Annotated in this window: 21 protein-coding genes; 12 read left to right on the forward strand and 9 right to left on the reverse strand. The window is 67.5% G+C overall.

Going from position 1 to position 25,618, the window contains the following annotated elements; translation table 11 throughout:
• Positions 1-20 precede the first annotated feature (20 nt).
• The gene (locus ASB57_RS03595; protein WP_231755330.1) at positions 21-989 is read left to right on the forward strand and encodes an extracellular solute-binding protein; all 969 of its coding nucleotides are present in this window, start codon (positions 21-23) and stop codon (positions 987-989) included.
• 445 nt (positions 990-1,434) lie between these two features.
• A complete protein-coding gene (locus tag ASB57_RS03600) occupies positions 1,435-3,318 on the forward strand; it encodes a PhoX family phosphatase (protein ID WP_057650627.1) in 1,884 nt (627 codons plus the stop codon).
• 37 nt (positions 3,319-3,355) lie between these two features.
• Here the strand turns inward: ASB57_RS03600 and ASB57_RS03605 are convergent, their stop codons facing one another.
• Entirely contained in the window at positions 3,356-4,642 is a 1,287-nt protein-coding gene (locus ASB57_RS03605) for an Nramp family divalent metal transporter (protein WP_057650630.1), read from the reverse strand.
• A gap of 504 nt (positions 4,643-5,146) precedes the next feature.
• The gene (locus tag ASB57_RS03610; RefSeq protein ID WP_057650632.1) at positions 5,147-5,572 is read right to left on the reverse strand and encodes an OsmC family protein; all 426 of its coding nucleotides are present in this window, start codon (positions 5,570-5,572) and stop codon (positions 5,147-5,149) included.
• 160 nt (positions 5,573-5,732) lie between these two features.
• Between ASB57_RS03610 and ASB57_RS03615 the strand changes: the two genes are divergently transcribed.
• From ASB57_RS03615 to ASB57_RS03645, 7 genes are all read left to right on the forward strand, one after another.
• Positions 5,733-6,677 (forward strand): ornithine cyclodeaminase family protein, encoded by a 945-nt coding sequence (locus ASB57_RS03615; RefSeq protein ID WP_057650634.1) that lies wholly within the window; start codon positions 5,733-5,735, stop codon positions 6,675-6,677.
• Positions 6,678-6,781: 104 nt separating this feature from the next.
• The gene (locus ASB57_RS03620; RefSeq protein WP_082621339.1) at positions 6,782-8,167 is read left to right on the forward strand and encodes an ABC transporter substrate-binding protein; all 1,386 of its coding nucleotides are present in this window, start codon (positions 6,782-6,784) and stop codon (positions 8,165-8,167) included.
• Positions 8,168-8,591: 424 nt separating this feature from the next.
• Positions 8,592-9,470: an ectoine/hydroxyectoine ABC transporter substrate-binding protein EhuB gene (gene ehuB, locus ASB57_RS03625; protein WP_082621340.1), complete on the forward strand. Its 879-nt coding sequence runs from the start codon at positions 8,592-8,594 to the stop codon at positions 9,468-9,470.
• Between the two features lie 13 nt (positions 9,471-9,483).
• Entirely contained in the window at positions 9,484-10,125 is a 642-nt protein-coding gene (ehuC, locus tag ASB57_RS03630; protein ID WP_057650638.1) for an ectoine/hydroxyectoine ABC transporter permease subunit EhuC, read from the forward strand.
• Between the two features lie 43 nt (positions 10,126-10,168).
• The gene (gene ehuD, locus ASB57_RS03635; protein ID WP_057650640.1) at positions 10,169-10,900 is read left to right on the forward strand and encodes an ectoine/hydroxyectoine ABC transporter permease subunit EhuD; all 732 of its coding nucleotides are present in this window, start codon (positions 10,169-10,171) and stop codon (positions 10,898-10,900) included.
• Entirely contained in the window at positions 10,897-11,667 is a 771-nt protein-coding gene (locus ASB57_RS03640) for an amino acid ABC transporter ATP-binding protein (protein WP_057650641.1), read from the forward strand. Before ehuD ends, ASB57_RS03640 begins: the two co-directional genes overlap by 4 nt.
• An 86-nt stretch (positions 11,668-11,753) precedes the next feature.
• Positions 11,754-12,869 carry an NADH:flavin oxidoreductase/NADH oxidase gene (locus ASB57_RS03645; protein WP_057650644.1) on the forward strand — a complete coding sequence of 372 codons (1,116 nt, stop codon included), beginning with the start codon at positions 11,754-11,756 and terminating at the stop codon, positions 12,867-12,869.
• Between the two features lie 45 nt (positions 12,870-12,914).
• Here the strand turns inward: ASB57_RS03645 and ASB57_RS03650 are convergent, their stop codons facing one another.
• The 3 genes from ASB57_RS03650 to ASB57_RS03660 all read right to left on the reverse strand — a co-directional run bounded on the left by ASB57_RS03650 (position 12,915) and on the right by ASB57_RS03660 (position 14,962).
• Positions 12,915-13,565, reverse strand: coding sequence for a dUTP diphosphatase (locus ASB57_RS03650; RefSeq protein WP_156414343.1), 651 nt, complete (start codon positions 13,563-13,565; stop codon positions 12,915-12,917).
• 168 nt (positions 13,566-13,733) lie between these two features.
• Positions 13,734-14,306, reverse strand: coding sequence for a hypothetical protein (locus tag ASB57_RS03655; RefSeq protein ID WP_057650645.1), 573 nt, complete (start codon positions 14,304-14,306; stop codon positions 13,734-13,736).
• Entirely contained in the window at positions 14,306-14,962 is a 657-nt protein-coding gene (locus ASB57_RS03660) for a DedA family protein (RefSeq protein WP_057650647.1), read from the reverse strand. Before ASB57_RS03660 ends, ASB57_RS03655 begins: the two co-directional genes overlap by 1 nt.
• A gap of 132 nt (positions 14,963-15,094) precedes the next feature.
• On the opposite strand from ASB57_RS03660, the gene ASB57_RS03665 reads away from it, so the two are divergent.
• The gene (locus ASB57_RS03665; RefSeq protein WP_057650648.1) at positions 15,095-16,135 is read left to right on the forward strand and encodes a metal-dependent hydrolase; all 1,041 of its coding nucleotides are present in this window, start codon (positions 15,095-15,097) and stop codon (positions 16,133-16,135) included.
• Between the two features lie 45 nt (positions 16,136-16,180).
• Here ASB57_RS03665 and coaBC read toward each other — a convergent pair whose 3' ends face one another.
• From coaBC to ASB57_RS03685, 4 genes are all read right to left on the reverse strand, one after another.
• Positions 16,181-17,386 (reverse strand): bifunctional phosphopantothenoylcysteine decarboxylase/phosphopantothenate--cysteine ligase CoaBC, encoded by a 1,206-nt coding sequence (coaBC, locus tag ASB57_RS03670; RefSeq protein ID WP_057650650.1) that lies wholly within the window; start codon positions 17,384-17,386, stop codon positions 16,181-16,183.
• Between the two features lie 85 nt (positions 17,387-17,471).
• On the reverse strand, positions 17,472-18,032 hold the full coding sequence (gene lspA / locus ASB57_RS03675) for a signal peptidase II (protein WP_082621341.1): 561 nt from the start codon (positions 18,030-18,032) through the stop codon (positions 17,472-17,474).
• Positions 18,025-20,886, reverse strand: a complete 2,862-nt coding sequence (ileS, locus tag ASB57_RS03680) for an isoleucine--tRNA ligase (protein ID WP_057650652.1) — start codon at positions 20,884-20,886, stop codon at positions 18,025-18,027. Before ileS ends, lspA begins: the two co-directional genes overlap by 8 nt.
• Positions 20,876-21,841 carry a bifunctional riboflavin kinase/FAD synthetase gene (locus tag ASB57_RS03685; RefSeq protein WP_057650653.1) on the reverse strand — a complete coding sequence of 322 codons (966 nt, stop codon included), beginning with the start codon at positions 21,839-21,841 and terminating at the stop codon, positions 20,876-20,878. The genes ileS and ASB57_RS03685 overlap by 11 nt, the downstream gene beginning before the upstream one ends.
• A 68-nt stretch (positions 21,842-21,909) precedes the next feature.
• On the opposite strand from ASB57_RS03685, the gene purN reads away from it, so the two are divergent.
• Together purN and ASB57_RS31840 are read left to right on the forward strand one after the other, a co-directional pair.
• Positions 21,910-22,593: a phosphoribosylglycinamide formyltransferase gene (gene purN, locus ASB57_RS03690; RefSeq protein ID WP_057650656.1), complete on the forward strand. Its 684-nt coding sequence runs from the start codon at positions 21,910-21,912 to the stop codon at positions 22,591-22,593.
• A gap of 1,343 nt (positions 22,594-23,936) precedes the next feature.
• The gene (locus ASB57_RS31840) at positions 23,937-25,364 is read left to right on the forward strand and encodes an RsmB/NOP family class I SAM-dependent RNA methyltransferase (protein ID WP_057655891.1); all 1,428 of its coding nucleotides are present in this window, start codon (positions 23,937-23,939) and stop codon (positions 25,362-25,364) included.
• Positions 25,365-25,618: the final 254 nt, after the last annotated feature.

The raw sequence follows: 25,618 nt of genomic DNA on the forward strand, positions 1-25,618 counted from the left end.
CGCTTCCCTTGGTGCCCGGTATGGCGCGCGCCGCCGGCGGCGATGTGGTGGTCGGCACCTGGGGTGGGGATTATCAGAATTTCCTGCAGCAGTTCATCGGGCCGACGGCCAAGCAGTTGGGGCTGGATGTGGTGTTCGACACCGGTAACGCGGTGCCGCGCATGACCAAGCTGAAAGCGGAGAAGAATTCGCGGCGTGGGTCGATGGATGTGGCCTTGCTGGGCGACCTGGATATGTATGACGTGGCGCGCAGCGAGTGCCTGCATGACGTCACGGCCAAGCAGGTGCCCAACCTTGCCAACGTGTACGAGCAGTTCAAGACGCCGTATTCCATTCCGCATATCTTCAGCGCCATGGTGCTGGTGTACAACAAGGAAAAGTTCAAGACCGCGCCGGACAGTTTCAATGTCGCGCTGGATCCTGCCTACAAGGGTCGCACCGGGTTCTCGGACATCCTGTTCAACTTCAACGGCATCTTTGTTGGTCTGGCGGCGGGTGGGGATACCAAGAGTTTCGAGCCGGGGAAGAAGTTCCTGTCCGAGTTGGTGAAGAACCAGCCGCGGGTGTATCCGTCCAATGAAGCCGTGGCGGCGGCTTTCAAGTCCGGTGAGATCTGGATGGCGTGCATGTGGAAGGCGCGCGCGCTGCAGTGGCGGGATGCGGGCTTGCCGCTGGAATTCGTGATTCCGAAAGAGGGCGCCATTCCGGTCACGTTCGAAGGTGGCCTGGCGCGCAATAGCCGCAATGCGGAAAGCGGCTGGAAGTATCTGAACGCCATGCTGGATCCTGCCGGCCAGCTGCAGTTCGCCAAGGCCATGGGGTATGCGCCCACGGTCCACAACGCGCAGCTCCCGCCCGATCTGCAGGCCCGCGTCGGTTTCACTGATGACGAGATCAAGCGGATCCACAAATATGACCTGAAGGCGCTGGTCGACAGCAAGAACGACTTTCTGGACTATTGGAACAAAGAGTTCAAGGCCAAGATTTAAAGGCGGCCCCGCCAGGGGCGAGCAGGAAAAGGGCCGGCCACCACCGGCCCTTTTCTTTTGGCGCTTGCCACGCCCCGGCTCGCTGCCCGCATCCGGCCTTGCGGCCAGCCCCAAGCCTGCGGCCCGCATCCGGCCTTGCGGCCGGCCCCGGCCTGCGGCCCGCACGCGGCCTGCGGCCCGCACGCGGCCTCGCGGCCCGCGCCCGGCCCGCGGCCGCGGCCGTCATCGACCCCGCCTCCTACAAGTGCCCGCCCCCTTTGGGGCGGGCACAAACACAACCCGGGCCGGCGCCAGCCGGCCCGGCCCCTCGCGCCGGTCTCGGCGGAGACAGTTGCCCTAGGCATTTAGCCAACCTATCAAAAACCTTTTTCTCCGCTGACAATATCCTGTCAAATTTCACCCGCATCATGCGTAGCTTTCAACCTGCCAAAAACGGAGAAGCCGCATGTCCCACAGCACCGACGAAGCCAAATCCCTCTGTACCCCGTCATCCCGTCGTATCAGCCCCAAACCGGGCCAGACCCTGGACGAGGTACTGGCCGCCGACCCGGCGCGCCGCACCTGGCTGAAGTCCGGTTTCGGCATGGCGGCCCTGTCGGTCTTCGGCGCGACCTCGCTGACCGCCTGTGGCGGCGATCACGATGATGACGATGACACGCCCGTCAGCAACGATCCCCCCGCGGAACAACCGCCCACCGAAACCCCGGAAGAACCCGCCCGCGAACCGGGCCTGGACCCCAACAAGGACTACTCCATCCGCTTCCAGTCCGTGGCGCGCACCACCGCCGACACCGTGACGGTGCCGACCGGCTACGAAGTGCAGGTCCTGTTCTCCACGGGCGACGCCGTGGAAGCCGGCTCCACCGCCTGGACCGAAGGCGTGTTCCCCGCCTGGGACGTCACCGATAAACGCGCCGGCGGCGACAACGACGGCATGCATTACTTCGCCTTGCCCAACGTCGATCCCCAGCAGGGCGGCCTGCTGGCCATCAACCACGAGCAGGTCGACCTGAAGGTCTACTTCCCCTCGGGCACCTTCACCGGCTCCTTCAACGAAGCCACCGCCACCCTGGACCAGAAGCGCCTGGCCCTGTCGTCCGTCGGCGTGTCCGTCATCGAAGTGGCGCAGACCAACGGCGCCTGGAGCGTCAAGAAAGACTCCACCTACAACCGCCGCTACACGGGCAACTCCGCCTACAGCGTCGGCGGTCCCGCCCGCAGCCGCCTGGGCGCCACCATCATCGGCACCTTGAACAACTGCTCCAGCGGCGCCACGCCCTGGGGCACGTACCTGACGTGCGAAGAGACCACCAGCAACTACTTCGACAGCAGCCAGCCCGACATCAACTACGGCTGGGTGGTCGAACTGGACCCGCGAGGCGAACTGCTGGCGCAAGGCACCAAGCGCACCGCCATGGGCCGCTTCGCGCATGAAAACGTCGCCTATCTGGTCGACGAGAACAACCGCGTGGCCTTCTACATGGGCGACGACACGACGCCGGGCTGCATCTACAAATTTATCCCCACCCGTGCCTACGATCCCGCCAACCGCGCGGCCAACGTCAACTTGCTGGACGAAGGCACCCTCTACGTCGCGCAATTCAACGCGGGCGGCGGCGGCGTGTGGATTCCCCTGGTGCAAGGCAATACGGGCCTGACGTCGGCCGACGGTTTCGCCACGCAAGCCGACGTGCTGATCGAATGCCAGGATGCCGCGGTATCGGTCGGCGGCACCGTGATGGACCGTCCCGAGTGGATCACCGTGGGTCCCAACAAGGACATCTTCGTCACCTTGACCAACAACAGCGGCCGCGGCACCAACGCCCCGGTCGATGCGGCCAATCCGCGCGCGGAGAACCACCACGGCCACATCATCCGCTGGAACGAGGCGGGCAATTCACCCCTGGCCACCACGTTCACGTGGAGCATCTTCCTGTTGGCCGGCGACCCGGCTCAGGCCGCCTCGCTGAACAAGCCCAACCTGGCCGGCAACATCAATGGCGACGCCTTCAGCAGCCCGGACGGCATCCGTCTGGACGCGGCGGGCCGGCTGTGGGTGGAGACGGACATGAACCTGGGTTCGACCGCGTCGACCACGGTGTTCGGCAACAACGGGATGTACTGCATCGATCCGACCACTGGCTTGTCCAAGCGCTTCCTGGTCGGCCCGGTCGGTTGCGAGATTACCGGCATTGCCTATACGCCGGACCTGACGACGTTCTTCGTCAACATCCAGCATCCGACGCAGGCCTGGCCGACGGCTGGCCGCACGCCGCGCTCGTCGACGATCGTGATCCGCCGTCCGGACACTCAGCCCGTGGGGGCGTAAGCGGAGGGGGCGACGGCGCTGACGGGCCGTCGCCATTTCAAACCGCCTGGAGGACCAGCAGGTAGCCGTCCAGTCCGACGATGCCCACCGTGGCCAGGATCGCCAGCGCCGCCCAAGTGCCGCGCAGTTTGTAGATCCCCATGACGTCGGTGCGCATGGCCAGCCAGACCAGCGGGACCAGGGCGAAGGGGAGGGCCAGGCTCAAGACGACCTGGCTGAGCACCAGCAGGTTGTCGGGATCCTGCCCGCCGGTCAAGACCAGCAAGGCGATGGCAATGCTGCCGGCCACCAGCCGGGTGAACAGGGCCCGCTTGCGGTCGGACCATTTGCTGGCGCGGAAGCCGTTGGCCAGCACGCGGCCGGCCAGCACGCCGGTGATGGTAGAGCTCTGGCCCGCGGCATACAGGGCCACGGCGAATACCACCGCGGCGCCTACGCCCAGGGTCTTGCCGATGACGGCATGCGCTTCGTCCAGGCTGGTCACCGGCATGGGGCCGCCCGACAGCGACGCGGCGGCCACGATGATGATGGCGGCATTGATCAGCGTGGCGATGCCCAGCGAAAAGATGGTGTCGTTGCGCGCGATGCGCATGGCCAGGGTGCGCGCCTCGCGCGGCAGCTCGCGGGCGCGGTGCGCCAGCGAGCCGGAATGCAGGTAAAGATTGTGCGGCATCAGGGTGGCGCCCAGGATGCCCAATGCAATCAGGAAGCCGGTGGGATCGCGCAAGGCCTTGACGGGGCTGACGGTGCCTTCGACCACGGCGGACCAGTCGGGTTTGACCTTGAACAGCAGGAAGATGAAGGACACCGACACGATGGCCAGCAGCACGGCGATGATGCGCTCGTGCGTGTCCGCGTTGCCGCGCGCCACGGCCAATACGGCGAAGGTGCCGGCCGCGGTTACGCCCACGCCGGCCAGCAGGGGCAGGTTGAACAGCAGGCGCAGTGCGATGGCGCCACCGATGAGTTCGGCCAGGGCGGTGGCCAGGATGGCGGCTTCGCCGGCAAGCCAGGCGAGGCGGGCCAGGGGGCGGGGCAGGTGACGGACGGTCAAGGTGGCCAGGTCTTCACCGGTAGCCAGGGCCAGACGCGACACCAGCACCTGGAAACCGAGGGCCAGGAATGCGGCGACGAAGACCACCATCATCAGGTGGTAGCCGAAGGTACTGCCGCCGGCGATGTCGGTGGCCCAGTTGCCCGGATCGATATAGCCGACGGCAACCAGCAGGCCGGAACCGACCAGGCGGCGCAGGCCGAGCGACACCTGCCTGTCGTGGGCGGCGATCGCTCTATTGCCAGTGATGGCCAGGATGAATTTGGTCACGGGTGCCGCCGGTTAAAGTCCCTGAGCCTTACGTCCTGGCTGCCACCGGGACACTGCCGCTTCGGGCGGTCACTCGGCAAAAAGTGCCGAATGGACCAATTTGAGAATGGTTCCCATTTTGAGTATTTCGGCAGATTCGGTCAACTAAATAGAAATTTAGTTAGCGATTAAATAAAACTATCGATCCCGCTCTGCACGTGTTACTCACCTATTTGCCCCACCGCAAGCCTGATGCCAACCCCGGGGCGCCGGGGTAGCCGGGTGGGCAAGCCCACCCGGCATTGCTCAAGAACCCGGGCCCGCCGGGGCACCGTGGAGCCGGCTTTGCCGGTCCGCCGGTGCCGCCCCCTTGAGGGGGGGCGCGTAGCGCTGGGGGAGGGACTTCCTTCCGGTCCGCCGGTGCCGCCCCCTTGAGGGGGGCGCGTAGCGCTGGGGGAGGGACTTCCTTCCGGTCCGCCGATGCCGCCCCAATGAGGGGGCGCGCGCAGCGCCTGGGCGAGGGACCTACCCCTCCAGCTTGGCGTCCATGGTGATGGTCGCTTTCAGCACCTTGGATACCGGGCAACCGGCCTTGGCCTTGTTGGCGGCCGCCTCGAAGGCCGCGGCATCGGCGCCGGGGATCTTGGCGACGACGGTCAGGTGCACGGCGGTGATGGCGAAACCGCCGTCAGCCTGGTCCAGGGTCACCACGGCTTCCGTCTTGATGCTGTCGGCCGTCAAGCCGGATTCGCCGAGGATATTCGACAGCGCCATCGAGAAGCAGCCAGCGTGGGCCGCGCCCAGCAGCTCTTCCGGATTGGTGCCCGGTGAATTTTCAAAACGGGTCTTGAACCCGTAGGGCGCGTCCTTCAGGGCGCCGCTTTCAGTGGAGATCTGGCCCTTGCCGGTTTTGAGGTCGCCCTGCCAGACTGCGGATGCCTTTTTCTTCATGCTGCTACTCCTGAGAAGATTGCGCGGCCCTCGTGGAACCGCGAAGGACACGGCTACGCTTTGCGAAACCGAGCTGACCATCATATACCCGGTACCGGGAATTCTCCGGTGGCATAGGAAGGTAGCCTTAGGGATAATCTGACTACCAGGAGGTAGTCAGATGTTGCTTATCAATACCGAACAGACTCGTTCGGCGCTGTCTTTCGACACACTCATCCCCGCGCTGCGCACGGCGTTCCAGCAGGGCGCGACGGTGCCCTTGCGGCACACGCATAACGTGGAGTCCGGCGGGCACCAGGGCACGGCCCTGATCATGCCGGCGTGGAACGAGCAGGGCTATCTTGGGGTCAAGATCATCAATATCTATCCGGGCAATGGCGCGCAGGGCCTGCCCGGACTGCATGCCACTTACACGCTGTACAACGCGCGCACCGGTATTCCGCTGGCCCACGTCGACGGGGATGTGGTCACCGTCTATCGCACGGCGGGCGCCGCCGCCCTGGGCGCGGACTATCTGGCGCGCCCCGATGCCCGCGTGCTGACCATCATCGGTTCGGGCCGTATCGCCGGGCTGGTGGCGCAGGCCATGCGCGCGGTGCGGCCGATCGAGCGGGTGCTCGTCTGGAACGTGCGGCCCGCGGGCGCGCAGGCGCTGGCGGCCAGCCTGCGGGAAGCGGGCATGGACGCGGTGGCGGTGGAGGACGCGCGCAGCGCTGTCGAGCAGGCGGACATCGTCAGCTGCGCCACCTTGTCCACCCAGCCTCTGGTGCAGGCGGAGTGGCTGCGGCCGGGTACCCATCTGGATCTCATCGGCAGCTTCAAGCCCGAGATGGTCGAGGCGCATCCGGATTGCTTCCGGGGGGCATCGGTCTTTGTAGATACGGATGAAGCGCCGGCCAAGTCCGGCGACCTGCTGAAGGCGTTCGAAGCCGGCACCTTGAGCCGCGAGGCGATCCGGGGCGATTTGCAGGCCCTGGCGCGCGGGACGGTGGCCGGGCGCCAGCGCGATGACGAGATCACGATTTTCAAGGCGGTGGGTAGTGCGCTGGAGGATTTGACCGCCGCGGCGCTGGTGTACGAGGCGCAAGCGCCGGGCGCCCGTTGAGGGGCCCCGCGGAGGTATCCCAAAGGGTGACTGGCGTGAAGCCCGCCGCCCCTTGGGGCAGAATTCTCGATATTCCCGCTACGGTCCGTTTTCGGAGACTTGCCATGCATGCTGGGATGCCGCCGCTAGGCCGCAGTCGGCCGGGGCGCCTCGCCGCGACCCTGGCTATGGTCCTTGCATGCTTCTCGGCCGCCCCATCCGCCTGGGCCGCGGACGCCAAGTCCGAGCCAGCAGCGCCAGCGGCAACGCCGGCACCCGCGGTGGTCGTCGGCGTCGACTTGTCCTTGACCGGCCATGCCGGCGTGCTTGGGATGCAGGGTCGCAACGCGGTCCGCTTGTGGCCGACGACCTTGGGCGGCCTGCCGGCCCGCTACGTGATCCTCGACGACGGTAGCGACCCGGACCGCGCGCGCGCCAATATGGCGGCTTTCACGGGTATGCCTACGGGCGCTGACTCTGGCACTGGCACGGCCGCGCCCGCGTATACACCCACACCCGCGCTCGCGAGTACGCCCGCGCCCGCGCCCGCGAGCGCGAGCACGCCGACGCGTTCCAGTACGAGCGCCGAAGGCGCCGGCGCCAACCCGGCTCGTGCCGACGCCGTGGTGGGCTTCGTCACGACGCCGCTGGCGCTGCAAGTCCTGCCGGAAGCGGCGCGGACGCGCACGCCGCTGGTGTTGCTGGCCGGCGCCGGCGGGCTGGTCGAGCCCATGGACGCGACCCGCGGCTGGGTCTTCAAGATGTCGCAGAACGAAGACCTGATGGCGCGCGCCCTGGTGGACGACATGGTGCGGCGGGGCTATCGCGACATTGCCTTCTTCGGTTTCGACGATACCTATGGCGAGGGGTGGCGCCAGGCTTTCATCCGGGCCGCGGACAACAAGGTGCGCATCGTGGCGGAGGAGCGCTATCCGCGCACGAGCCAGGCGCTGGTGAGCCAGGCGCAGCACATCATCGCCGCACGCCCCGCGGCGGTGCTGATCGCCGCGACCGGCGCCGATGCGGTGCTGCCGCAACGTACCTTGCGGGAGCGTGGCTTCAGTGGCCAGGTTTATCAAACCCATGGCATCGCCACGCCTGATTTCCTGCAAGAGGGCGATGCCGACGTCGAAGGTACATTGTTCGCGGCCGGCCCCGCCATGTTCGCGCGCAGCCTGGCCCCGCAGCACCCGGCGCGGCCCGCGGCTTTGGCTTTCGCGGATTTGTACGAAGGGCAGTACGGCAAGGGCACGGTGACGCAGTTCTCCGCCGATGCGTATGGGGCCTGGGTCCTGCTGGATCACGCCGTCGCCCAGGTCGCGCGGTCTGGCCTCCGGCCGGGCACGGAAGCCTTCCGTGATGCTCTGCGGGCTGCACTGGAGACTACCCGCCTCCTGGCCGTCCCCAACGGCATCCTGAACCTGTCGCCCACCGACCACCAGGGCCTGGGCGCCGAAGCCGCCCTGATCGGCAGCGTCCGCAACGGCAAGTACCAGTACTCGCCCGACTGACGTCGGGAGGGACGCCAGCCCCAATCCCGGCGCCTTCTGCGGCGTCCGAAGCAGCAGCGCGCACCCGCCTGACGGATGTCGGACGGGGCCGCCCCTCGGCGCCGCGGCCTTGTGTCGAGGCCTCGGCCCCGACGTCTTCTCCCAATGAGTCAGCCGCGCCAGCGCACAAACCAGCTCCGGCTTTATGCCGGGGCCCCGGCCCCGATGCCTTCTCCCATCGAGTCAGCCGCGCGCCAGCGCACAAATTAATTCCGGCCTTGTGTCGGGGCCCCCGGCCCCGACACCTTCTCCCCCGGGGCAGCGAACAAATTAATTAGCAATCAAGTAATTTGTGTTGAAATAGTTTTGTGCAATATCATTTCGCCAATATCTATTTCTTGCTCAGGGAGGGCAGGGTTTGCCTAAAACCCTAAGACTGGCGGCTATGGCCGCCATTTTCATTGCCATCGGAATGGCCTATGCGGCCGTCCGCGCCAGCGGTACAAGCACCGCCGCGACGGCAGCACCCCCAGACACCCTGGCCGCAGCCCGCGCCAAGGGCGAAATCCGCGTGGGTTACGCCAACGAGGCCCCGTTCGCCTACATGGACAGCCGCACCAACAAGGTCACCGGCGAGTCCGTCGAAATCGCCCGCGTGGTCATGCAACGCCTGGGCATCCGCCACGTCGACGCGGTGCTCACCGAGTTCGGCTCCCTGATCCCCGGCCTCAACGCGGGCCGTTTCGACATCATCGCCGCCGGCATGTACGTCACCCCGGACCGCTGCAAGCAGGTGGCCTTTTCCGATCCGACCTACGGCGTGGGCGCCGCCTTCCTGGTCCCCACGCACAACCCCCGCAATCTGCACAGCTACGAAGACCTGGCGCGCGACGGCGATGCCAAGCTGGGCATCGTCGTGGGCGCCATCGAAGGCGACTACGCCGCGGCCGTCGGCGTCCCCGCCGACCGCATGGTGGTGTTCCCCGATGCCGTCAGCGCGCTCACCGGCGTGCAGGTCGGCCGCGCCGACGCCTATGCCGCCACGGCGCTGACCCTCAATCACCTGCTGGGCAAGCTTCCCCCCGACGGCGGCCTGGAACGCGCCCAGCCCTTCAGCAACCCGGTGGTCGACGGCAAGCCGGTGCGCGGCTACGGCGCCTATGCCTTCCGCAAGGAAGACCAGCCCCTGGCCGACGCCTTCAACGCCGAACTCAAGCGTTTCATCGGCACGCCGGCCCATCGGCGCCTGGTCGCGCCCTTCGGCTTCACGGACAAGGAACTGCCCCAGGGCATGACCGCCGCCCGCCTGTGCGCGGGCGAGTAAGGGGAATCCAATCATGGAAGACTTCCAGGTACTGATGGTGCCGCTCTTGCGCGGCCTGGGCGTGACCTTGCAGATCACCGCCGCGGCCGCTTTGCTAGCAGTCCCCTTGGCGGTGCTGGCCGGGCTCGGCCGGCTGTCGGCGCATCCCTGGCTGCGCTGGCCCGCCACGGTCTACGTGCAGGTGTTCCGCGGCACCTCGGCGCTGGTGCAGCTGTTCTGGTTCTTCTTCGTGCTGCCGCTGTTCGGGCTGGAGCTGCCCGCCATGGCAGTAGGTATCGCCGTGCTGGCGGCCAACACGGGGGCTTACGGGGCGGAAGTCGTGCGGGGCGCCATCGCCGCGGTGCCGCCCGGCCAGCGCGAAGCGGCGCGGGCCTTGAACATGTCGCCCGCCCTGACGATGCGCCGCATCGTGCTGCCGCAAGCGTTGACCGCCATGCTGCCGCCCGCCACCAATCTGCTGATCGAGCTGCTCAAGAACACCGCGCTGGTCTCCCTGATCACCATCACCGACCTGACCTTCAGCGGCCAGCTGGTGCGCAGCGACACCTTGCGCACCACGCCGGTCTTCCTGGCGGTGCTGGTCCTGTACTTCATCGCGGCGCAAGCCATCGCGGCAGTGATGCGTGTCGTGGAAAAACGGGTCGCCGTCCGATGACCGCGCGCCCGACGAACCCGGCCCAAGGAAAGGTAAACCTCCAATGACCGCCACCGCTCCCGTCCGTTTCGACTGGCAATACGCCTGGGACCTGTTGCCCCAACTGGGCAGCGCCTTGCTGGTCACGCTCGCGGCCACCGTGCTGGGCATGGTGATCGCCATCGTGCTGGGCCTGGTGCTGGCGGTAGGCCGCCGTTCACCGGTGCGCGCGCTGTCCATGCCCGTCGGCCTGCTGATCGAGTTCGTGCGCAGCACGCCCTTGCTGGTGCAGATGTATTTCCTGTTCTACGCCTTGCCGCTGACCGGCGTCAGCCTGTCGCCGCTGGCCACCGGCGTATTGGCGCTGGGCCTGCATTACGCGTCGTATTGCGCGGAGGTCTATCGCGCCGGCCTGGAATCGGTGCCGCGCGGGCAGCCCGAGGCCGCGCTGGCGCTGAACATGTCGCCCTGGCGCGCGCTGACGCGCATCGTGCTGCCGCAGGCCTTGCCGCCCATCGTGCCGGCCCTGGGCAACTACCTGATCGCCATGCTCAAGGACACGCCCATGCTGTCGGCCATCACCGTGGTCGAGCTGTTGCAGCAAAGCAAGGTGATCGGCGCCGCCACTTTCCGCTACACCGAACCGCTGACCCTGATCGGCGTGATCTTCCTGGTGCTGAGCCTGCTGGCCGCGCGCGCCGTGGCCATGCTGGAGCGCCATTTCGCGCGGCGCGATCAACGTGGCGCGGCGCGCGCCCCCACCCCATCCACCTCTTCCGCAGGGACTCCGTCATGAGCGCCAGCATTCGTCTGACCGATATCCGTAAACGCCATGGCGACCTTGAGATCCTGCGCGGCATCGACCTTGATATTCCGGCCGGGCAGACCGTGGCCATCGTCGGTCCGTCGGGTTCGGGCAAGTCCACCTTGCTGCGGGTGCTGATGACGCTGGATCAGCCCACGCAAGGCAGCATCGAAATCGACGGCGTGCCGATGTGGACCGATGCGCAAGGGCGGCCGGCCAAGGCCGATTCCGCGCACCTGAGTGAGGTCCGCGGCAAGATCGGCATGGTGTTCCAGCAGTTCAATCTTTTTCCGCACCTGACCGCCTTGGGCAATGTCATCGAAGCGCCCATGACCGTGCAGGGCATGGCGCGGGCCGAAGCGGAGAAGTTGGGCCGGGAATACCTGGACAAGGTGGGCCTGGGCGATAAATGCGATGCCTATCCCGCGCAATTGTCCGGCGGGCAGAAGCAACGCGTCGGCATCGCCCGCGCGCTGGTCATGCGGCCGGAGATCATGCTGTTCGACGAAGTCACGTCGGCGCTGGATCCCGAGCTGGTCGGCGGCATCCTGCAGATCATGCGCGAACTGTCGGCGCAAAGGACGATGACTATGCTCATCGTCACCCACCAGATGAAATTCGCCGAGCAGTCGTCGGATCGCACCCTGTTCTTCGACGCCGGCCGCGTGGTGGAGGACGCCCCGTCGGCGCGCTTCTTCACCGATCCCCAGCATCCGCGCGCCAAACAGTTCCTGGAAGCGGTGATCGAAGCGGAGTGAGCCGCCCCCGCCGCCTGTGGGGATTTCAGGCCGCCGTGCCGCCCGCCAAGGTATAAACGACCGGTTCACTCTGATCTGGAGCTCGCATGAGCAATCATCTGTTCACGCCCGTCGCCCTGGGCAAACTGCCGCTGGTCAACCGTATCGCCATCGCCCCGATGTGCGAGTACTCGGCCGAAAACGGCAATGCCACCGATTGGCACATGATCCATCTGGGCCATCTGGCCCTGTCCGGCGCCGGCCTGCTCACGGTCGAAGCGACCGCGGTGGAACCGGGCGGACGCATCACGCCGGCCGATGTGGGCCTTTGGAACGACGAAAACGAACAGGCCCTGGGCCGCGTGGTGCAGGCCATCCGACGCTATGCACCCATCAAGCTGGGCCTGCAGCTGGCGCATGCCGGCCGCAAGGCGTCCAGCCAGGCGCCGTGGCAGGGCGGTCAGCAACTGCCCGTCGCCGAGGGCGGCTGGGTCTGTGACGCGCCGTCGGCCATTCCGCATGGCAAGGACGAAGTGCCCCCGCATGCCCTGGACAAGGCCGGCCTGGCGCGCATCGTCAAGGCCTTTGCCGACTCCGCCAAGCGGGCCGCGCGATTGGGCTTCGACACGGTGCAGGTGCACTCCGCCCATGGCTATCTGCTGCATCAGTTCCTGTCGCCGCTGTCGAACGTCCGCACGGACGAATATGGCGGTAGCCTGGAAAACCGCCTGCGCTTCCCCCTGGAAGTCTTCGATGCGGTGCGTGCGGCTTTCCCCGCCGACAAGGCGGTCGGCGTGCGGGTGTCGGCGTCGGACTGGGTTGAAGGCGGCTGGGACATCGAGCAGACCCTGGCCTATGCGCAGGCTCTGAAGCAGCGTGGCCTGGACTACATCGATGTGTCGTCCGGCGGATTGTCGCAAGCGCAGAAGATACCGTTGACGCCGGGCTACCAGGTGCCTTTCGCGGAACAGATCAAGCGCGAGACGGGTCTGCCGACGATGGCGGTGGGCCTGATCACCGAACCGCGCCACGCCGACGAGATCATCACCAGCGGCCAGGCCGATGTGGTGGCGCTGGCGCGCGGCATCCTGTACGACCCCCGCTGGCCCTGGCATGCCGCCGCGGAGCTGGGCCACAACGTGCAGGCTCCGCCGCAATACTGGCGCTCGCAGCCGCGCGAGCTGAAGGACCTGTTCACCGATGCGAGCTTCGGCGGGCGTTGAGCCAACCGGGCAGAGGTGGCGGCTGGAAGCGCTCGCCCGACGGGCCTACTTCAACGACGAGTAGGCCTGTTCCAGTTGCGCCAGCAACTGCTCGGCGAAATCCGGCCGCGCGGCGTCCAGACCAGTCATCAGGCGAGCGAGGACGACGTTGTCCTCCTCGCCGTTCCAGATCTTGATGTACGAGCCTTCCTTGTAGCCATGGTCCTGGCGGAACAGGTTCAATACGTTCTTCGATACGTATTGCTTGAAGGCCTCGTTCCAGGTCAACTGGCAGCGCGTCATCGTGGTGGCCAGCACCTTGAAGCTGGCGCGGCCGCAAGCGGCCAGGCCACCCAGCAGTTCCAGCAGCTCAGGGATGTCCAGGTCGGGCAGGGCGTAGGTCTTGCCGTCCAGCACCACCGCATCGGCGCCGGCCAGGTCGGCCATCAGCGCGCGCGCCGCGCCGTCGCCACCGTCGTGGGCGACGATGGCATGCGACAGATAAAAATGCAGGATGTCGATCAGCTCCATCTGCACCTGGGGCAGGTCCAGCGTCTGTTTCTTCCACCACTTCCAGCCATGGTGCTCCAGCGCCTCGGCCGATTCGACGAAAGCGGCGCGCAGGAAGCGTTGGCCGGCCCGCGTCCAGTCGGGATTGATGCGGCGATTGAGCTGGTCTTGCAGATTCAGCATGGTCGCCGCCTGGGCGGGCAACAAGTCGGTGGGCTGGGTCACGAGAACTCCGTTCAAAAGCAGACCGGCCACGCGGGGTGGCCGGCAAAAATCAGGGAAATGGCTAGGCGGGAATGTTAGCACCGGCGCTCTTGCCGGGGGCCGTCGCGCCGGCGCGTGCCGTGGTGGCGAGGCTTCGGGGCGAGGTGGCGGTCAGCGCCCCTGGCCGGGCTTGTTGCCGGAAACCGTGGTCAGCGGCGGCAGTTTGCCCACCGGCCGGTCGGCGTTGCGGCGGATGTTTCGACTCATGGCGAGCACCAGCAGCGCGAAGGCGAGCAGGAATACGCCAGGCAGCAATTCGCCGACGTCGACCTCGCCGCCCTGGACGGCCGCGAGGATCAGGCGCACGGCGTGCCAGCCGATCAGCATGGCCACCACGAATATCACCGTGCCCACCTTGCGCTGCGCCGACCGCGCGGCCAGCGACGGTTCCTGCGTGCCGCCCGCGGTGGCGCCAGTGCGCATGGCATTGGCCCGCCCGTCGTCCAGCGCGGGGTCGCGCGCCGGGCTGCCCGCGGGATAGCCCTGGCGAGCGGCTGCGCTTGCCGATTTGCCGCCCCGTGCTGGCTGGTTCTCGGCGCGTTGACGCTTGCCGTTGGAACCCATTGCCGCGCCGCCAGTGTCGCGTGATCCGACCTGCCCAGGGGCGGGCAGCCCGCGATTCACCAATCTTTCGACGTAACGGACGTAGTCGCCGTCCTTCGGTTCGCCATCCAGCGCCATCATCAAACCTCTCGGATCTTGGCCCGCCGCGCCGCGGCCGGCTGGCGGCGTGGCCGCATCAGATTGGCCAGCAGCCAAAGCCCGAGCATGACCGATATGCCGGTGCCGATCAACATGACGATTTGGCCGCCGCCGCCCGACAGGCCGTCTTCCATGCCGCGCGCGGCCAGGAAACCGGGCGCCAGCATCAGCGGCATCCAGATGACAGCGGACAGCACATTGGCCAGCTGGAAGCGGCTTTGCGGCATGCCCATGACCCCCGCGACCGTGGGAATGATGGCGCGCAGCGGACCCAGGAAGCGGCCCAGCACGACGGACGCGAAGCCATAGCGATAGAAGAACAGGCGCGCCCGCGCCACGGTCGGTCGCTGGCGGCTCAGCGGCCGGCGCCGCAGGATGCCCGGCCCCAGCCAGCGGCCTAAGCCATAAGAAATGGCATCGCCGACGATCGCGCCGGCGGTGCCCCAGGCGAGAATGGTCCAGCCATCCAGCGTGCCGCTGCCGACCAGGCCGCCGGTCACCAGCATCAGGGCGGTCGCCGGCACGAACAGGCCGACCACGACCAGCGATTCACCCAGGGTCAACAGGGCCGTGACCAAACCCGCCCATTCCTGGTGGGTTTCGATGAAGCGGCGGACATGTTCGATGGCGTCTGACATGCGCGAGTCCTTTAAGGCGAATGGTCCGTGGGATGTTGCGGTATCTTAACCGTGCGAGCATGTCACGTCCGCGTCACCCACAAGGTGTCGTCCGTGTGACTGCAAAACCGGAAAAATCAGCAAGGGAAGTAAATGGATTCATTGACGCACGTGGTAATGGGGGCCGCCTTGCAAGGCACGCTGATGGGGCGCTGGCAAGGACGCAAGGCGATGCTTTATGGCGCCGCACTGGCTACCTTGCCCGATCTGGACGTCTTTGCCTCCTATCCCGATCCCGTCTCATCCCTGACGCATCACCGGGGCTACAGCCACTCGGTATTCGTCCTGACCGCGCTGGCGCTGGTGATGGCATGGCTGATCCGCAAGCGCTGGCCGGCCGCGCCATATGGCCCAGGCCGTTTGCTGCTGACCATCTGGCTGGTCCTGATCACCCATCCTTTGCTGGATGCGTTGACCACGTACGGGACGCAGCTGTTCTGGCCTTTGCCGTATTCACCGGTCAGTATTTCCAGCATCTATATCGTCGACCCGGTATTTACCTTGCCCCTGCTGGCGGCCTTCATCGGCTGCCTGTGGAAAGGGGCGGAACACAGCCGCCTGCGCGCGGGCGCCCTGATATTTTGCGCGTTCTACCTGGCCTGCACCCTGGTTGCCAAGCAGGGGGCAGAGCGCCGGGTGCGCCGGGCCCTGGCGCAGCAAGGCACGCACGTGGAAGCCATCTTCTCGGCGCCCATGCCCTTGAACAGCCTGCTGTGGCGGGTGATCGCGCGGGTGCCGGGCGGGGACTATTACGAAGCCGTGACGGGCGTGCTCGACCGGGCGCCGCCCGAGCTGTTGCGTCAGCCGCTGCATACCGAGCTGGGGGCGGCGCTGGACGGCGATCCGCTGGTCGCGCGCTTCAACTGGTTCACCCGCGGCTGGCTGCGTTATGACGCGGTGGGCCGCGACCTGGTGGTGACGGACCTGCGCATGGGGATGCCGGGCTATTTCCTGTTCCGCTACGAGATGGGGCGGCAGGATGCGAGCGGCCGTTGGGTGTCGGTCACGCCCACGCGCTGGGCCAGCGAGCGGGGCGGCTGGCCGGAGCTCAAGCAGGTGTTGCGCCGGGTGGTTGATCAGCAGCCGCCGTTGCCCCTGGCAGCCTGGGCACAGCGCAACAACGCGGCGCAGTGACGGCTGCCGCGGCCAAGGCAGCCGCGGTGACGGCCAGGGCCAGGGCTAGGGCTGCTGGCGCGGCAGGCGGCTGGCGATTTCCTTGATCAGGCGGCGCGCCGCGGCGAGCTTGGTCGCGGCGGGCAGGGGATGTTCGCCCTGTTCGTCGAACAGCACCATGCGCGTATCTTCGGCGTCCATGACCTCATGGGCAAGATTGCCGATCAACAGCGGGATGTTCTTGCGCTTGCGCTTGGCCTGGGCGTATTCGGACAGATTTTCCGTTTCCGCGGCGAAGCCCACGCACCAGGGGCCGCCGTCCAGGCGCGCCACGTCGGCGAGGATGTCCGGGTTCGGTTCGAATTCCAGCACGGGGGCGCCGGCGCCGCCTTCGGTCTTCTTCATTTTTTGCGTGGCGGCATTCTTGACGTGCCAGTCGGCCACCGCGGCCACGGCGATGAAGATATCGGCCTGGCGGGCCTGGGCCATCACCACCTGGTGCATCTCCCGCGCGGTTTGCACCGGGTAGATGTCGACGCCGCGGGGCGCGGGCAGGGCGGTCGGCCCGCTGATCAGGGTGACGCGGGCGCCGACTTCGCGCGCCGCGCGCGCCAGGGCGTATCCCGTCTTGCCGGACGACCGGTTGCTGATCACCCGCACCGGATCGATCGGTTCGACCGTGGGACCAGCGGTGAGCAGCACGTGCTTGCCTGCCAGGGGCTTGGGCTGGAAGAAGGCGATGAGGTCGGCCAGGATCTCATGCGGTTCCAGCATGCGGCCGCTGCCGATTTCGCCGCAGGCCTGGTCACCCGAAGCGGGGCCAAGAATGGTGATGCCGTCTTCGACCAGTTGGGCGGCATTGCGCTGGGTGGCCGGGTTGGCCCACATTTCGCGGTTCATGGCCGGCACGACGATAAGCGGACAGGCGCGCGCCACGCACAGCGTCGACAGCAGGTCGTCCGCCATGCCATGCGCCAGCTTGGCCATGAAATCGGTGCTGGCCGGGGCGATGACGATGGCGTCCGCGCCGCGGCTCAGGTCGATGTGCGGCATGTTGTTGGGAATGCGGGCATCCCAGGCGCTGACATAGACATGGCGGCCGGACAGGGCCTGCATGGTCACCGGCGTGATGAACTGGGTGGCCGCGTCGGTCATGACGACGTCGACGGTGGCGCCTTGTTCGGTCATGCGGCGGACGAGTTCGGCGATCTTGTAGCAGGCGACGCCGCCTGTAAGGCCGAGGACGATGCGTTTATTGGCTAGATCTTGCATGGGGATGCGCCGCTGGCGGAATCGAGTTGGCCCGATTATCCGCCAAAACGGCGTTTGCCGTATCCGGCCCCCGGGGCAGCGGGGCTCAGGCTGCCTTGGGCTTGCGCATCCGCAGCAGTTCGTCGAGGACGAGCAGGATGGCGCCGCAGGTGATGCCGACGTCCGCCAGGTTGAAGGCGGGGTAGTACCAGTCCTTCCAGTAGAACAGCAGGAAGTCGACGACGTGCCCGTAGGCCACGCGGTCGATGACATTGCCCAGGGCGCCGCCCAGGATCATGGTCAGGGCCAGCGACAGGCGCGGCTGCCGGCCCGCCGTGCGGCGCAGGATCACGCCGATGACCACCGCCGCGACCAGGCCCAGCGCGGTAAAGAACCAGCGCTGCCAGCCCGGCTGGTTGGCCAGGAAGCTGAAGGCCGCGCCCTGGTTGTAGACCAGGGTCAGGTCGAAGATCGGCAGGACATTGATGCGCTGGGCATAGGTCAGGGCCTGGTCGAAGTACAACTTGGTGGCCTGGTCCACGACGATGATGGCCAGGGCCAGCATCAACCAGAAACCGAAGCCCCGGCCGCGGACCTGGGGCAGGTCCTGGGCCGGGACTGCGGCCGGACGACCGGCGGTGGACGATGGCGGCGTGACGTCAGGCATGTTCGCGCTTCTCGCCGGTACCGAACAGATTGGTCACGCAGCGGCCGCAGATCAGCGGATGCGCCGTGTCCGCGCCCACGTCGGCACGGTAATGCCAGCAGCGGTCGCACTTGGCATGCGTCGACGGAGTGATGCGGATGTCGATCTCACCCGTGCCTTCATGCACCGTGGCGCGCGAGACGATCAGCACGAAACGCAGGTCGTCGCCCAGGCTGCGCAGCAGCGCCAGGTCTTCCCCGGCGGCGCTGATGTCGACTTCGGCCTGCAGCGACGAGCCGATGTTGCCGGCCGCCCGCACTTCTTCCAGCTTGCGCAGGACGTCGGCGCGGATGGCGCGCAGGCGCGTCCACTTGGCCGGCAGCGTGTCGCCTTCAGCCAGCGGCGGCAGCAGGTGGAAGACTTCGGTGAAGATGGTGGTGCGGGCGGCGTCGGCCTGATGCTTCAGGGCCGAATCGACCAGCACTTTCCACGACTCTTCCGCGGTGAAGGACAGGATGGGCGCCATCAGCTTGATCAGCGTCTGGGTGATTTCCACCAGGGCGGTCTGGGCCGAGCGGCGGGCCCGGCTGGACGTGCCGGTGGTGTACAGGCGGTCCTTCAGGATGTCCAGATAGAAAGCGCCCAGGTCTTCGGAGCAGAACGTCTGCAGACGCGACACCGCCGGATGGAAGTCGTAGCTTTCGTAATTCGCCAGCACCTCGGCCTGCATCTGCGCGGTCATCGCCAGCGCGTAGCGGTCGATTTCGGTCAGTTCGGCATACGGCACGGCATCGGCGGTGGCATCGAAGTCCGCGACGTTGGCCAGCAGGAAGCGCAAGGTGTTGCGGATGCGGCGATAGCTTTCCACCACGCGCTTGAGGATTTCGTCGGAGATCGACAGCTCGCCCGAGTAGTCGGTGGACGCGACCCACAGGCGCAGCACTTCCGCGCCCAGCGAATCGGACACCTTTTGCGGCGCGATGACGTTGCCGACCGACTTGCTCATCTTGCGGCCCTGGCCGTCGACCACGAAACCGTGCGTCAACAGCGCCTTGTAGGGCGGCTGGCCGTACAGCATGCAGCCGGTCAGCAGCGACGAGTGGAACCAGCCGCGATGCTGGTCCGAACCTTCCAGGTACAGGTCCGCGGGCCAGGCCAGTTCTTCACTGTGCATGCCCTTGTAGGCGCCGTCCTTGCCGCCCAGCACGGTGGCGTGGGTGCTGCCGGAGTCGAACCAGACGTCCAGCGTGTCATGGCTCTTCTCGTACAGGTCGGCGTCGGCGCCGATCAGTTCGCGTGCATCCAGCGACTGCCAGGCTTCGATGCCGCCTTGCTCGACGCGTTGGGCGATCTGCTCAAGCAGTTCCAGCGTGCGCGGATGCAGGGTGCCGTTTTCCTTGTGTACGAAGAAAGCCATGGGCACGCCCCACTGGCGCTGGCGCGACAGCGTCCAGTCCGGCCGGTTGGCGATCATGGCATGCAGGCGGGCGCGGCCCCAGGCGGGGTAGAACGTCGTGGCGTCGATGCCGGCCAGCGCCGATTCGCGCAGGGTGGGGCTGCCGTCCTTCGGTTTCACGTCCATGCCCGCGAACCACTGGTTGGTGGCGCGGTAGATGATGGGCGTCTTGTGGCGCCAGCAGTGCATGTAGCTGTGCTTGTGCTTCTCGGCGTGCATCAGCGAGCCGGCTTCGCGCAGCGTCTCGGTGATCTTGGGATTGGCGTCCCAGATCGACAGGCCGCCGAACAGCGGCAGGCCGGGCGCATAGCGGCCGTCGCCCATCACGGGGCTGAGCATGTCGTCGTCGCGCATGCCGTGCGCCTTGCACGACACGAAGTCTTCGATACCGTAGGCCGGCGCCGAGTGCACCACGCCGGTACCGGAGTCGGCCGTGACGTAGTCGCCCAGATAGATGGGCGCCACGCGGTCGTAGCCGGCGTCGACATGGGCCAGCGGGTGCTTGAAGGTGATGCCGTCGAGCTTGGCGCCGGGCGCGGTGGCGATGACTTCGCCCTGCAGGTCCCATTGCTTCAGGCAGGCTTCGACACGGTCGCGCGCCACCAGCAGCAGCGGGCCATTGGCCGGCGCCGGGGTCACGCGCACCAGCGCGTATTCGATTTCCGGATGGACGTTCAGCGCCTGGTTGGACGGGATGGTCCAGGGCGTGGTGGTCCAGATGACGATGGCGCCATCGTCCACTTGCGGCAGGCCGAAGGCTTGCGCCAGGGCGGGCTTGTCGGCGAAGCGGAAGGCCACGTCGACGGCCGGGTCGACGCGGTCGGCGTATTCGACTTCGGCTTCGGCCAGGGCCGAGCCACAGTCGAAACACCAGTTGACCGGCTTCAGGCCACGGAACACGTAGCCCTTGTCCATGATGTGGCCGAGCACGCGGATCTCGTTGGCCTCATTGGCATGACGCATGGTCATGTAGGGACGATCCCAGTCGGCCAGGACGCCCAGGCGTTTGAAATCCTTCTTCTGGCGGTCGATCTGCTCCAGCGCGTAGGCACGCGCCTTCGATTGCATCTCGGCCACCGGCAGGTTCTTGCCGTATTTCTTTTCGATCTGGATTTCGATCGGCATGCCGTGACAGTCCCAGCCCGGCACGTAATGCGCGTCGTAGCCGGCCATGTTGCGGCTCTTGACGATGATGTCCTTCAGGATCTTGTTGACCGCGTGACCAATATGGATGTCACCGTTCGCATAGGGCGGGCCGTCGTGCAGCACGAAGCGCGGACGCCCCTTGCTGGCGGCACGGATGGCCTGGTAGACATGGTTTTCTTCCCATTCGGCAATCCAGGCAGGCTCGCGCTTGGCCAGGTCGCCCCGCATGGGGAAGGAGGTATCGGGCAGATTGAGGGTCTTTTTAGAGTCCATGAACGGCAAAATAGGCGCGGGTATTCCGCGCGTCGTCGGCGATGGCGGCGGTCAGAGTGGGAAGATCGGGGAACTTTTCTTCGTCCCGCAGCTTGTGCAGGAATTCAACCCGTACGAGTTTACCGTAAGCGTCAACCCGCTTATCCAGTATGTGTGCTTCAAGTAGCACGCGGCCGTGGTCTTCGACCGTCGGGCGCACGCCCAGGCTGGCGACGGCGGGCAGGGGGCCGTCGGCCAGGCCGTGCACGCGCACCACGTAGATGCCCGACCGGGCGGCACAGCGCTCGGCCACCCGCAGGTTGAGGGTGGGGTAGCCCAGGGTGCGGCCCAGCTTCTGGCCATGGATGACGTGGCCGCTCAGGTGATAGGCGTGGCCCAGCAGGTCGCCGGCGCGGGTCAGGTCGCCCACCGCCAGGGCGGTGCGCACCTCGGAACTGGAGACGCGGTGGCCGTGGGTGTCGGTGACGTCGGCCAGGATTTCCACCTCGAAGTCGTAGCGGGCGCCGGCGGCGACCAGCTGCTCGACGTCGCCCCGGCGCTTGCGGCCGTAGCGGAAGTCGGGTCCGACCAGCACCCGGCGCACGCCCAGGCCGCGCACGAGCAGGCGTTCGACGAAGGTTTCGGGTTCCATGTCGGCCAGGCGGGCGTTGAAACGCTCGACCACGACCTGCTCGACGCCGGCGCGCGCCAGGGCGTCCAGCTTGTCGCGCAGGCCGGAAATGCGGGTGGGGGCCAGTTCCGGGCGCTGGTTCAGCTTGGCGAAGTACTCGCGCGGGTGCGGCTCGAAGGTCATCACCGTGGGCGTCAGGCCATGTTCCAGGCTGACGTCGCGCAGGCGCGCCAGCATGGCTTGATGGCCCCGGTGGACCCCGTCGAAATTGCCGATGGTCAGGGCGCAAGGCCGGCGCGCGGCCGGCGGCGGCAGGGAGCGGAAAATATGCAGCGATGGTTTCACGACGCAGAGTTTACAATTTTGTACTGGGGCGCTCCTGACCCCTGACTGTTTTCAATGGAAGTTTTACTTTGGCGCATTCTGCTCCAACCTCCGGCCGGCGCCGGATCGTCATCCTTATTTCCGGCCGTGGCAGCAATATGAATGCGCTGGTGGAGGCCTGTGAACGCGACGGCTGGCCGGCCGATATTGTCGCGGTCATCTCCAACAAGCCCGACGCCGGGGGCCTGGCCTGGGCGCGCGAGCGGGGTTTGGCGACCGCGGCGGTCAATCATCGCGATTACGATGGCCGCGACGCCTTCGACGCGGCCCTGGCCGCCGAAATCGACCGTCACCTGCCGGATTACGTCATTTTGGCGGGTTTCATGCGGGTGCTGACGCCTGCTTTCGTCAATCATTACGCCGGGCGGCTGGTGAATATCCATCCGTCGCTGCTGCCGGCGTTTCCCGGCCTGCATACCCATGCGCAGGCGCTGGCGACGGGGGTGCGGGTGCACGGCTGCACCGTGCATTTCGTTACCCCGTTGCTGGACCATGGGCCCATCATTGCCCAGGGCTGGGTGCCCGTCATGGCCGACGACACGCCCGATCGCCTGGCGGAACGGGTCTTGCAGGTGGAACATGCGGTTTTCCCGGCGGCGGTACGCTGGCTGGCCGAAGGGCGGGTCAGCATGACGCCGGACCATCGGGTCGAGGTGCAAGGCGAGCCGGATCGGTTGTTCGGCCTGCCGGCGGGGCCGTCTTCGGGGGTGTAACGGCCTGCGGCCTGGCTGCCTCGTTTCGGCTGGAACAGGCGTCTTCGGTTGGCGCGGCTGTCCAATGGAACAGGCGTTAGTGGTTGGCGCGGCTGCCCGATGGAACAGGCTTTGTTGGTTGGCGCGGCTGCCCAATGGAGCAGGCGTTGCTGGTTGGCACGGCTGCCCACAGGAACAGGCGTCGTTGGTTGTTGCGGCTGCCGAAGCAAGTAGCAAATGAATTTAATTGGCGCGGGCATCGAAGCATGCCGGCGCAGCGTGGCACGACGGTTCCTGTGGGGTCGTCGTTGCAGTATTTTTTTGAATTGCGAGTCGCGTGAGGCGGCTCGTCATCTGGGAACACCATGAATAATCCGCGAAACTCCAATCGCCGCACTTCCGCCCCGCGTCCGGGCGCCGCCACCAGGGGCCCTGCTCGCGGCGATGCCCGCGAAGGCGGCGGCCGCGACTCGCGCGGTAGCCGTGAGGGCGGCGACAGCCGCGGCGGCTGGGAAAGCCGCGGTCCGCGCGACGGCGGCGCCGGCCGTGATGCCGGCGCTGGCCGCGACTCGCGCGGTAGCCGCGAAGGCGGCGACAGCCGTGGCGGCTGGGAAAGCCGCGGTCCGCGCGACGGCGGCGCCGGCCGCGATGCCGGCGCTGGCCGCGATTCGCGCGGTAGCCGCGAGGGCGGCGACAGCCGTGGCGGCTGGGAAAGCCGCGGTCCCCGCGACGGCGGTGGCGGCCGCGAGGCTGGCCGCGATGCCGGCGCTGGCCGCGACTCGCGCGGTAGCCGCGAAGGCGGCGACAACCGTGGCGGTTGGGAAAACCGTGGTCCCCGCGACGGCGGTGGCGGCCGCGATGCCGGCGCTGGCCGCGACTCGCGCGGTAGCCGCGAGGGCGGCGACAGCCGTGGCGGCTGGGAAAGCCGCGGTCCGCGCGACGGCGGCGCCGGCCGCGAGGCTGGCCGCGATGCCGGCGCTGGCCGCGACTCGCGCGGTAGCCGCGAGGGCGGCGACAGCCGTGGCGGCTGGGAAAACCGTGGTCCCCGCGACGGCGGTGGCGGCCGCGATGCCGGCGCTGGCCGCGACTCGCGCGGTAGCCGCGAGGGCGGCGACAGCCGTGGCGGCTGGGAAAGCCGTGGTCCGCGCGACGGCGGCGCCGGCCGTGATGCCGGCGCTGGCCGCGACTCGCGCGGTAGCCGCGAAGGCGGCGACAGCCGTGGCGGCTGGGAAAGCCGCGGTCCCCGCGACGGCGGCGACTCCCGTGATTCCCGCGGCCCGCGCGCCCAGCGCGACTCCCGTTACGGGGCTACTGACACCACCGCGCTCACCATGGCCGGTGTCCGCATCGAGCAAGTGAAAAGCGTGCTCGGCGAGATTCTGCAATGGCAATGGCCGGCCGACGCGACGCTGTCGCGCTGGCTGCGCGCCCACCGCGAGCTGGGCGCCAACGACCGCTCCGAAGTCGCCGAAGCCGTCTTCGACGTCCTGCGCAATCTGCGCCGCTATCGCCACTACGCCGAAAGCGGCGTCGGCCCCGCCTCGCGCCGCCTGGCCGTGCTGGGCCTGGCCGCAACGCAAGGCCGCGGCGAGCTGGAGTCCGGCCTGGCGCCGACCGAAGGCGAATGGCTGGACCACGTCGCCACCATCGACCCCGCCTCCTTGCCCCGCGCGGTGCGCGAAAGCCTGCCGGACTGGCTGGACGAGCGCCTGGGCGCCCTGGAAGATCCCGATGCCCTGATCGATGCCCTGAATCAACAGGCTCCCCTGGACATCCGCGTCAACCCGCTGAAAACCGACCGCGATGAAGTGCTGGGCGCCATGCAGGTCGGCCCCGAATCGCGTTACGCCCCGCAGGCGTCGCCCTATTCGCCCTGGGGCATCCGCCTGCAGGGCCGGCCGTCCATCAACCGTTGGCCGCTGTTCGAAGCCGGCGGCATCGAAGTCCAGGACGAGGGCAGCCAGCTGCTGGCCTTGCTGGTCGCTCCGCGCCGGGGCGAAATGGTCATCGACTTCTGCGCCGGCGCCGGCGGCAAGACCCTGCTGCTGGGCGCGCTGATGCGTTCGACCGGCCGGCTGTATGCCTTCGACGTGTCCGCGTCGCGCCTGACCAAGGCCAAACCGCGTTTCGCCCGCAGCGGCTTGTCCAACGTGGTTCCGGTCGTCATCGACAGCGAGAACGACGCTCGCGTCAAGCGCCTGGCCGGCAAGGCGCAACGGGTACTGGTCGACGCGCCTTGCAGCGGTATCGGCACCCTGCGTCGCAATCCGGATCTGAAGTGGCGCCAGCATCCCGATGCCCTGGCCGAGTTGTGCGCGCTGCAATCGCGCATCCTGTCGTCGGCCGCGCGTTGCGTGGCGCCGGGGGGCCGGCTGGTGTACGCCACGTGCAGCCTGCTGCCCGAGGAAAACGAAGCGCAGGCGGAAATCTTCCTGGCCGCGCATCCGGAATTCGAGCGTGTGGACGCGGCCGCCTTGCTGACGGCGCGTTGCGACGGCCTGATCCTGGCCGGCCCTTACGTCCAGCTGCGGCCTGACGTCCATGGCACCGACGGCTTCTTCGCCGCCGTGTTCGAACGCCGCAAGACCCCGGCGCGCGTCGCCGAGGAAGAGGCCGAAGCCGTCGTCAAGGCCGCCGCGGCATCCGCCACGGTCGACGCGGTCGCCGACTCGGCCACCGGCGCTGAAGTCGATGGCGGTGCCGACGCCGCCCCGGCGGAACTGGAAACCGACGCAAGCCCGGAAGAAGTCCCGGTCCCCGAAGCCGGCCAACCCCCCGCCGACAAGGCGTAAGCCGCTCAGGCGTCCCGCCGCCGGCTTCGCCGCGGCGCGCCGCGCGGGCTTGGCCGCGGGCAAAGGGCCAAGGGCAAAGGGCCAAGGGCAAAGGGCCAAGGGCAAAGGGCCAAGGGCAAAGGGCCAAGGGCAAAGGGCCAAGGGCAAAGGGCCAAGGGCAAAGGGCAAAGGGCAAAGGGCAAAGGGCAAAGGGCCAGGCAGCGAGTCCGCGGGGCTCAGGCCCTGACCCAGCCCGGCTTCCGGCCGGGGTCAAT

Source organism: Bordetella sp. N (assembly GCF_001433395.1).
Taxonomy (GTDB): Bacteria; Pseudomonadota; Gammaproteobacteria; order Burkholderiales; family Burkholderiaceae_B; genus Bordetella_C.

Coding starts and splice junctions, on each gene's coding strand:
- coaBC (WP_057650650.1), bottom strand. CDS start 17,386: ATGCAAGATCTAGCCAATAAACGCATCGTCCTCGGCCTTACAGGCGGC.
- ASB57_RS03610 (WP_057650632.1), bottom strand. CDS start 5,572: ATGAAGAAAAAGGCATCCGCAGTCTGGCAGGGCGACCTCAAAACCGGC.
- ASB57_RS03640 (WP_057650641.1), top strand. CDS start 10,897: ATGAGCGCCAGCATTCGTCTGACCGATATCCGTAAACGCCATGGCGAC.
- ASB57_RS03660 (WP_057650647.1), bottom strand. CDS start 14,962: ATGTCAGACGCCATCGAACATGTCCGCCGCTTCATCGAAACCCACCAG.
- ehuC (WP_057650638.1), top strand. CDS start 9,484: ATGGAAGACTTCCAGGTACTGATGGTGCCGCTCTTGCGCGGCCTGGGC.
- ehuD (WP_057650640.1), top strand. CDS start 10,169: ATGACCGCCACCGCTCCCGTCCGTTTCGACTGGCAATACGCCTGGGAC.
- ASB57_RS03665 (WP_057650648.1), top strand. CDS start 15,095: ATGGATTCATTGACGCACGTGGTAATGGGGGCCGCCTTGCAAGGCACG.
- ASB57_RS03615 (WP_057650634.1), top strand. CDS start 5,733: ATGTTGCTTATCAATACCGAACAGACTCGTTCGGCGCTGTCTTTCGAC.
- lspA (WP_082621341.1), bottom strand. CDS start 18,032: ATGCCTGACGTCACGCCGCCATCGTCCACCGCCGGTCGTCCGGCCGCA.
- ASB57_RS03600 (WP_057650627.1), top strand. CDS start 1,435: ATGTCCCACAGCACCGACGAAGCCAAATCCCTCTGTACCCCGTCATCC.
- ASB57_RS03620 (WP_082621339.1), top strand. CDS start 6,782: ATGCATGCTGGGATGCCGCCGCTAGGCCGCAGTCGGCCGGGGCGCCTC.
- ASB57_RS03645 (WP_057650644.1), top strand. CDS start 11,754: ATGAGCAATCATCTGTTCACGCCCGTCGCCCTGGGCAAACTGCCGCTG.
- ASB57_RS03655 (WP_057650645.1), bottom strand. CDS start 14,306: ATGATGGCGCTGGATGGCGAACCGAAGGACGGCGACTACGTCCGTTAC.
- ASB57_RS03595 (WP_231755330.1), top strand. CDS start 21: ATGGCGCGCGCCGCCGGCGGCGATGTGGTGGTCGGCACCTGGGGTGGG.
- ehuB (WP_082621340.1), top strand. CDS start 8,592: ATGGCCGCCATTTTCATTGCCATCGGAATGGCCTATGCGGCCGTCCGC.
- ileS (WP_057650652.1), bottom strand. CDS start 20,886: ATGGACTCTAAAAAGACCCTCAATCTGCCCGATACCTCCTTCCCCATG.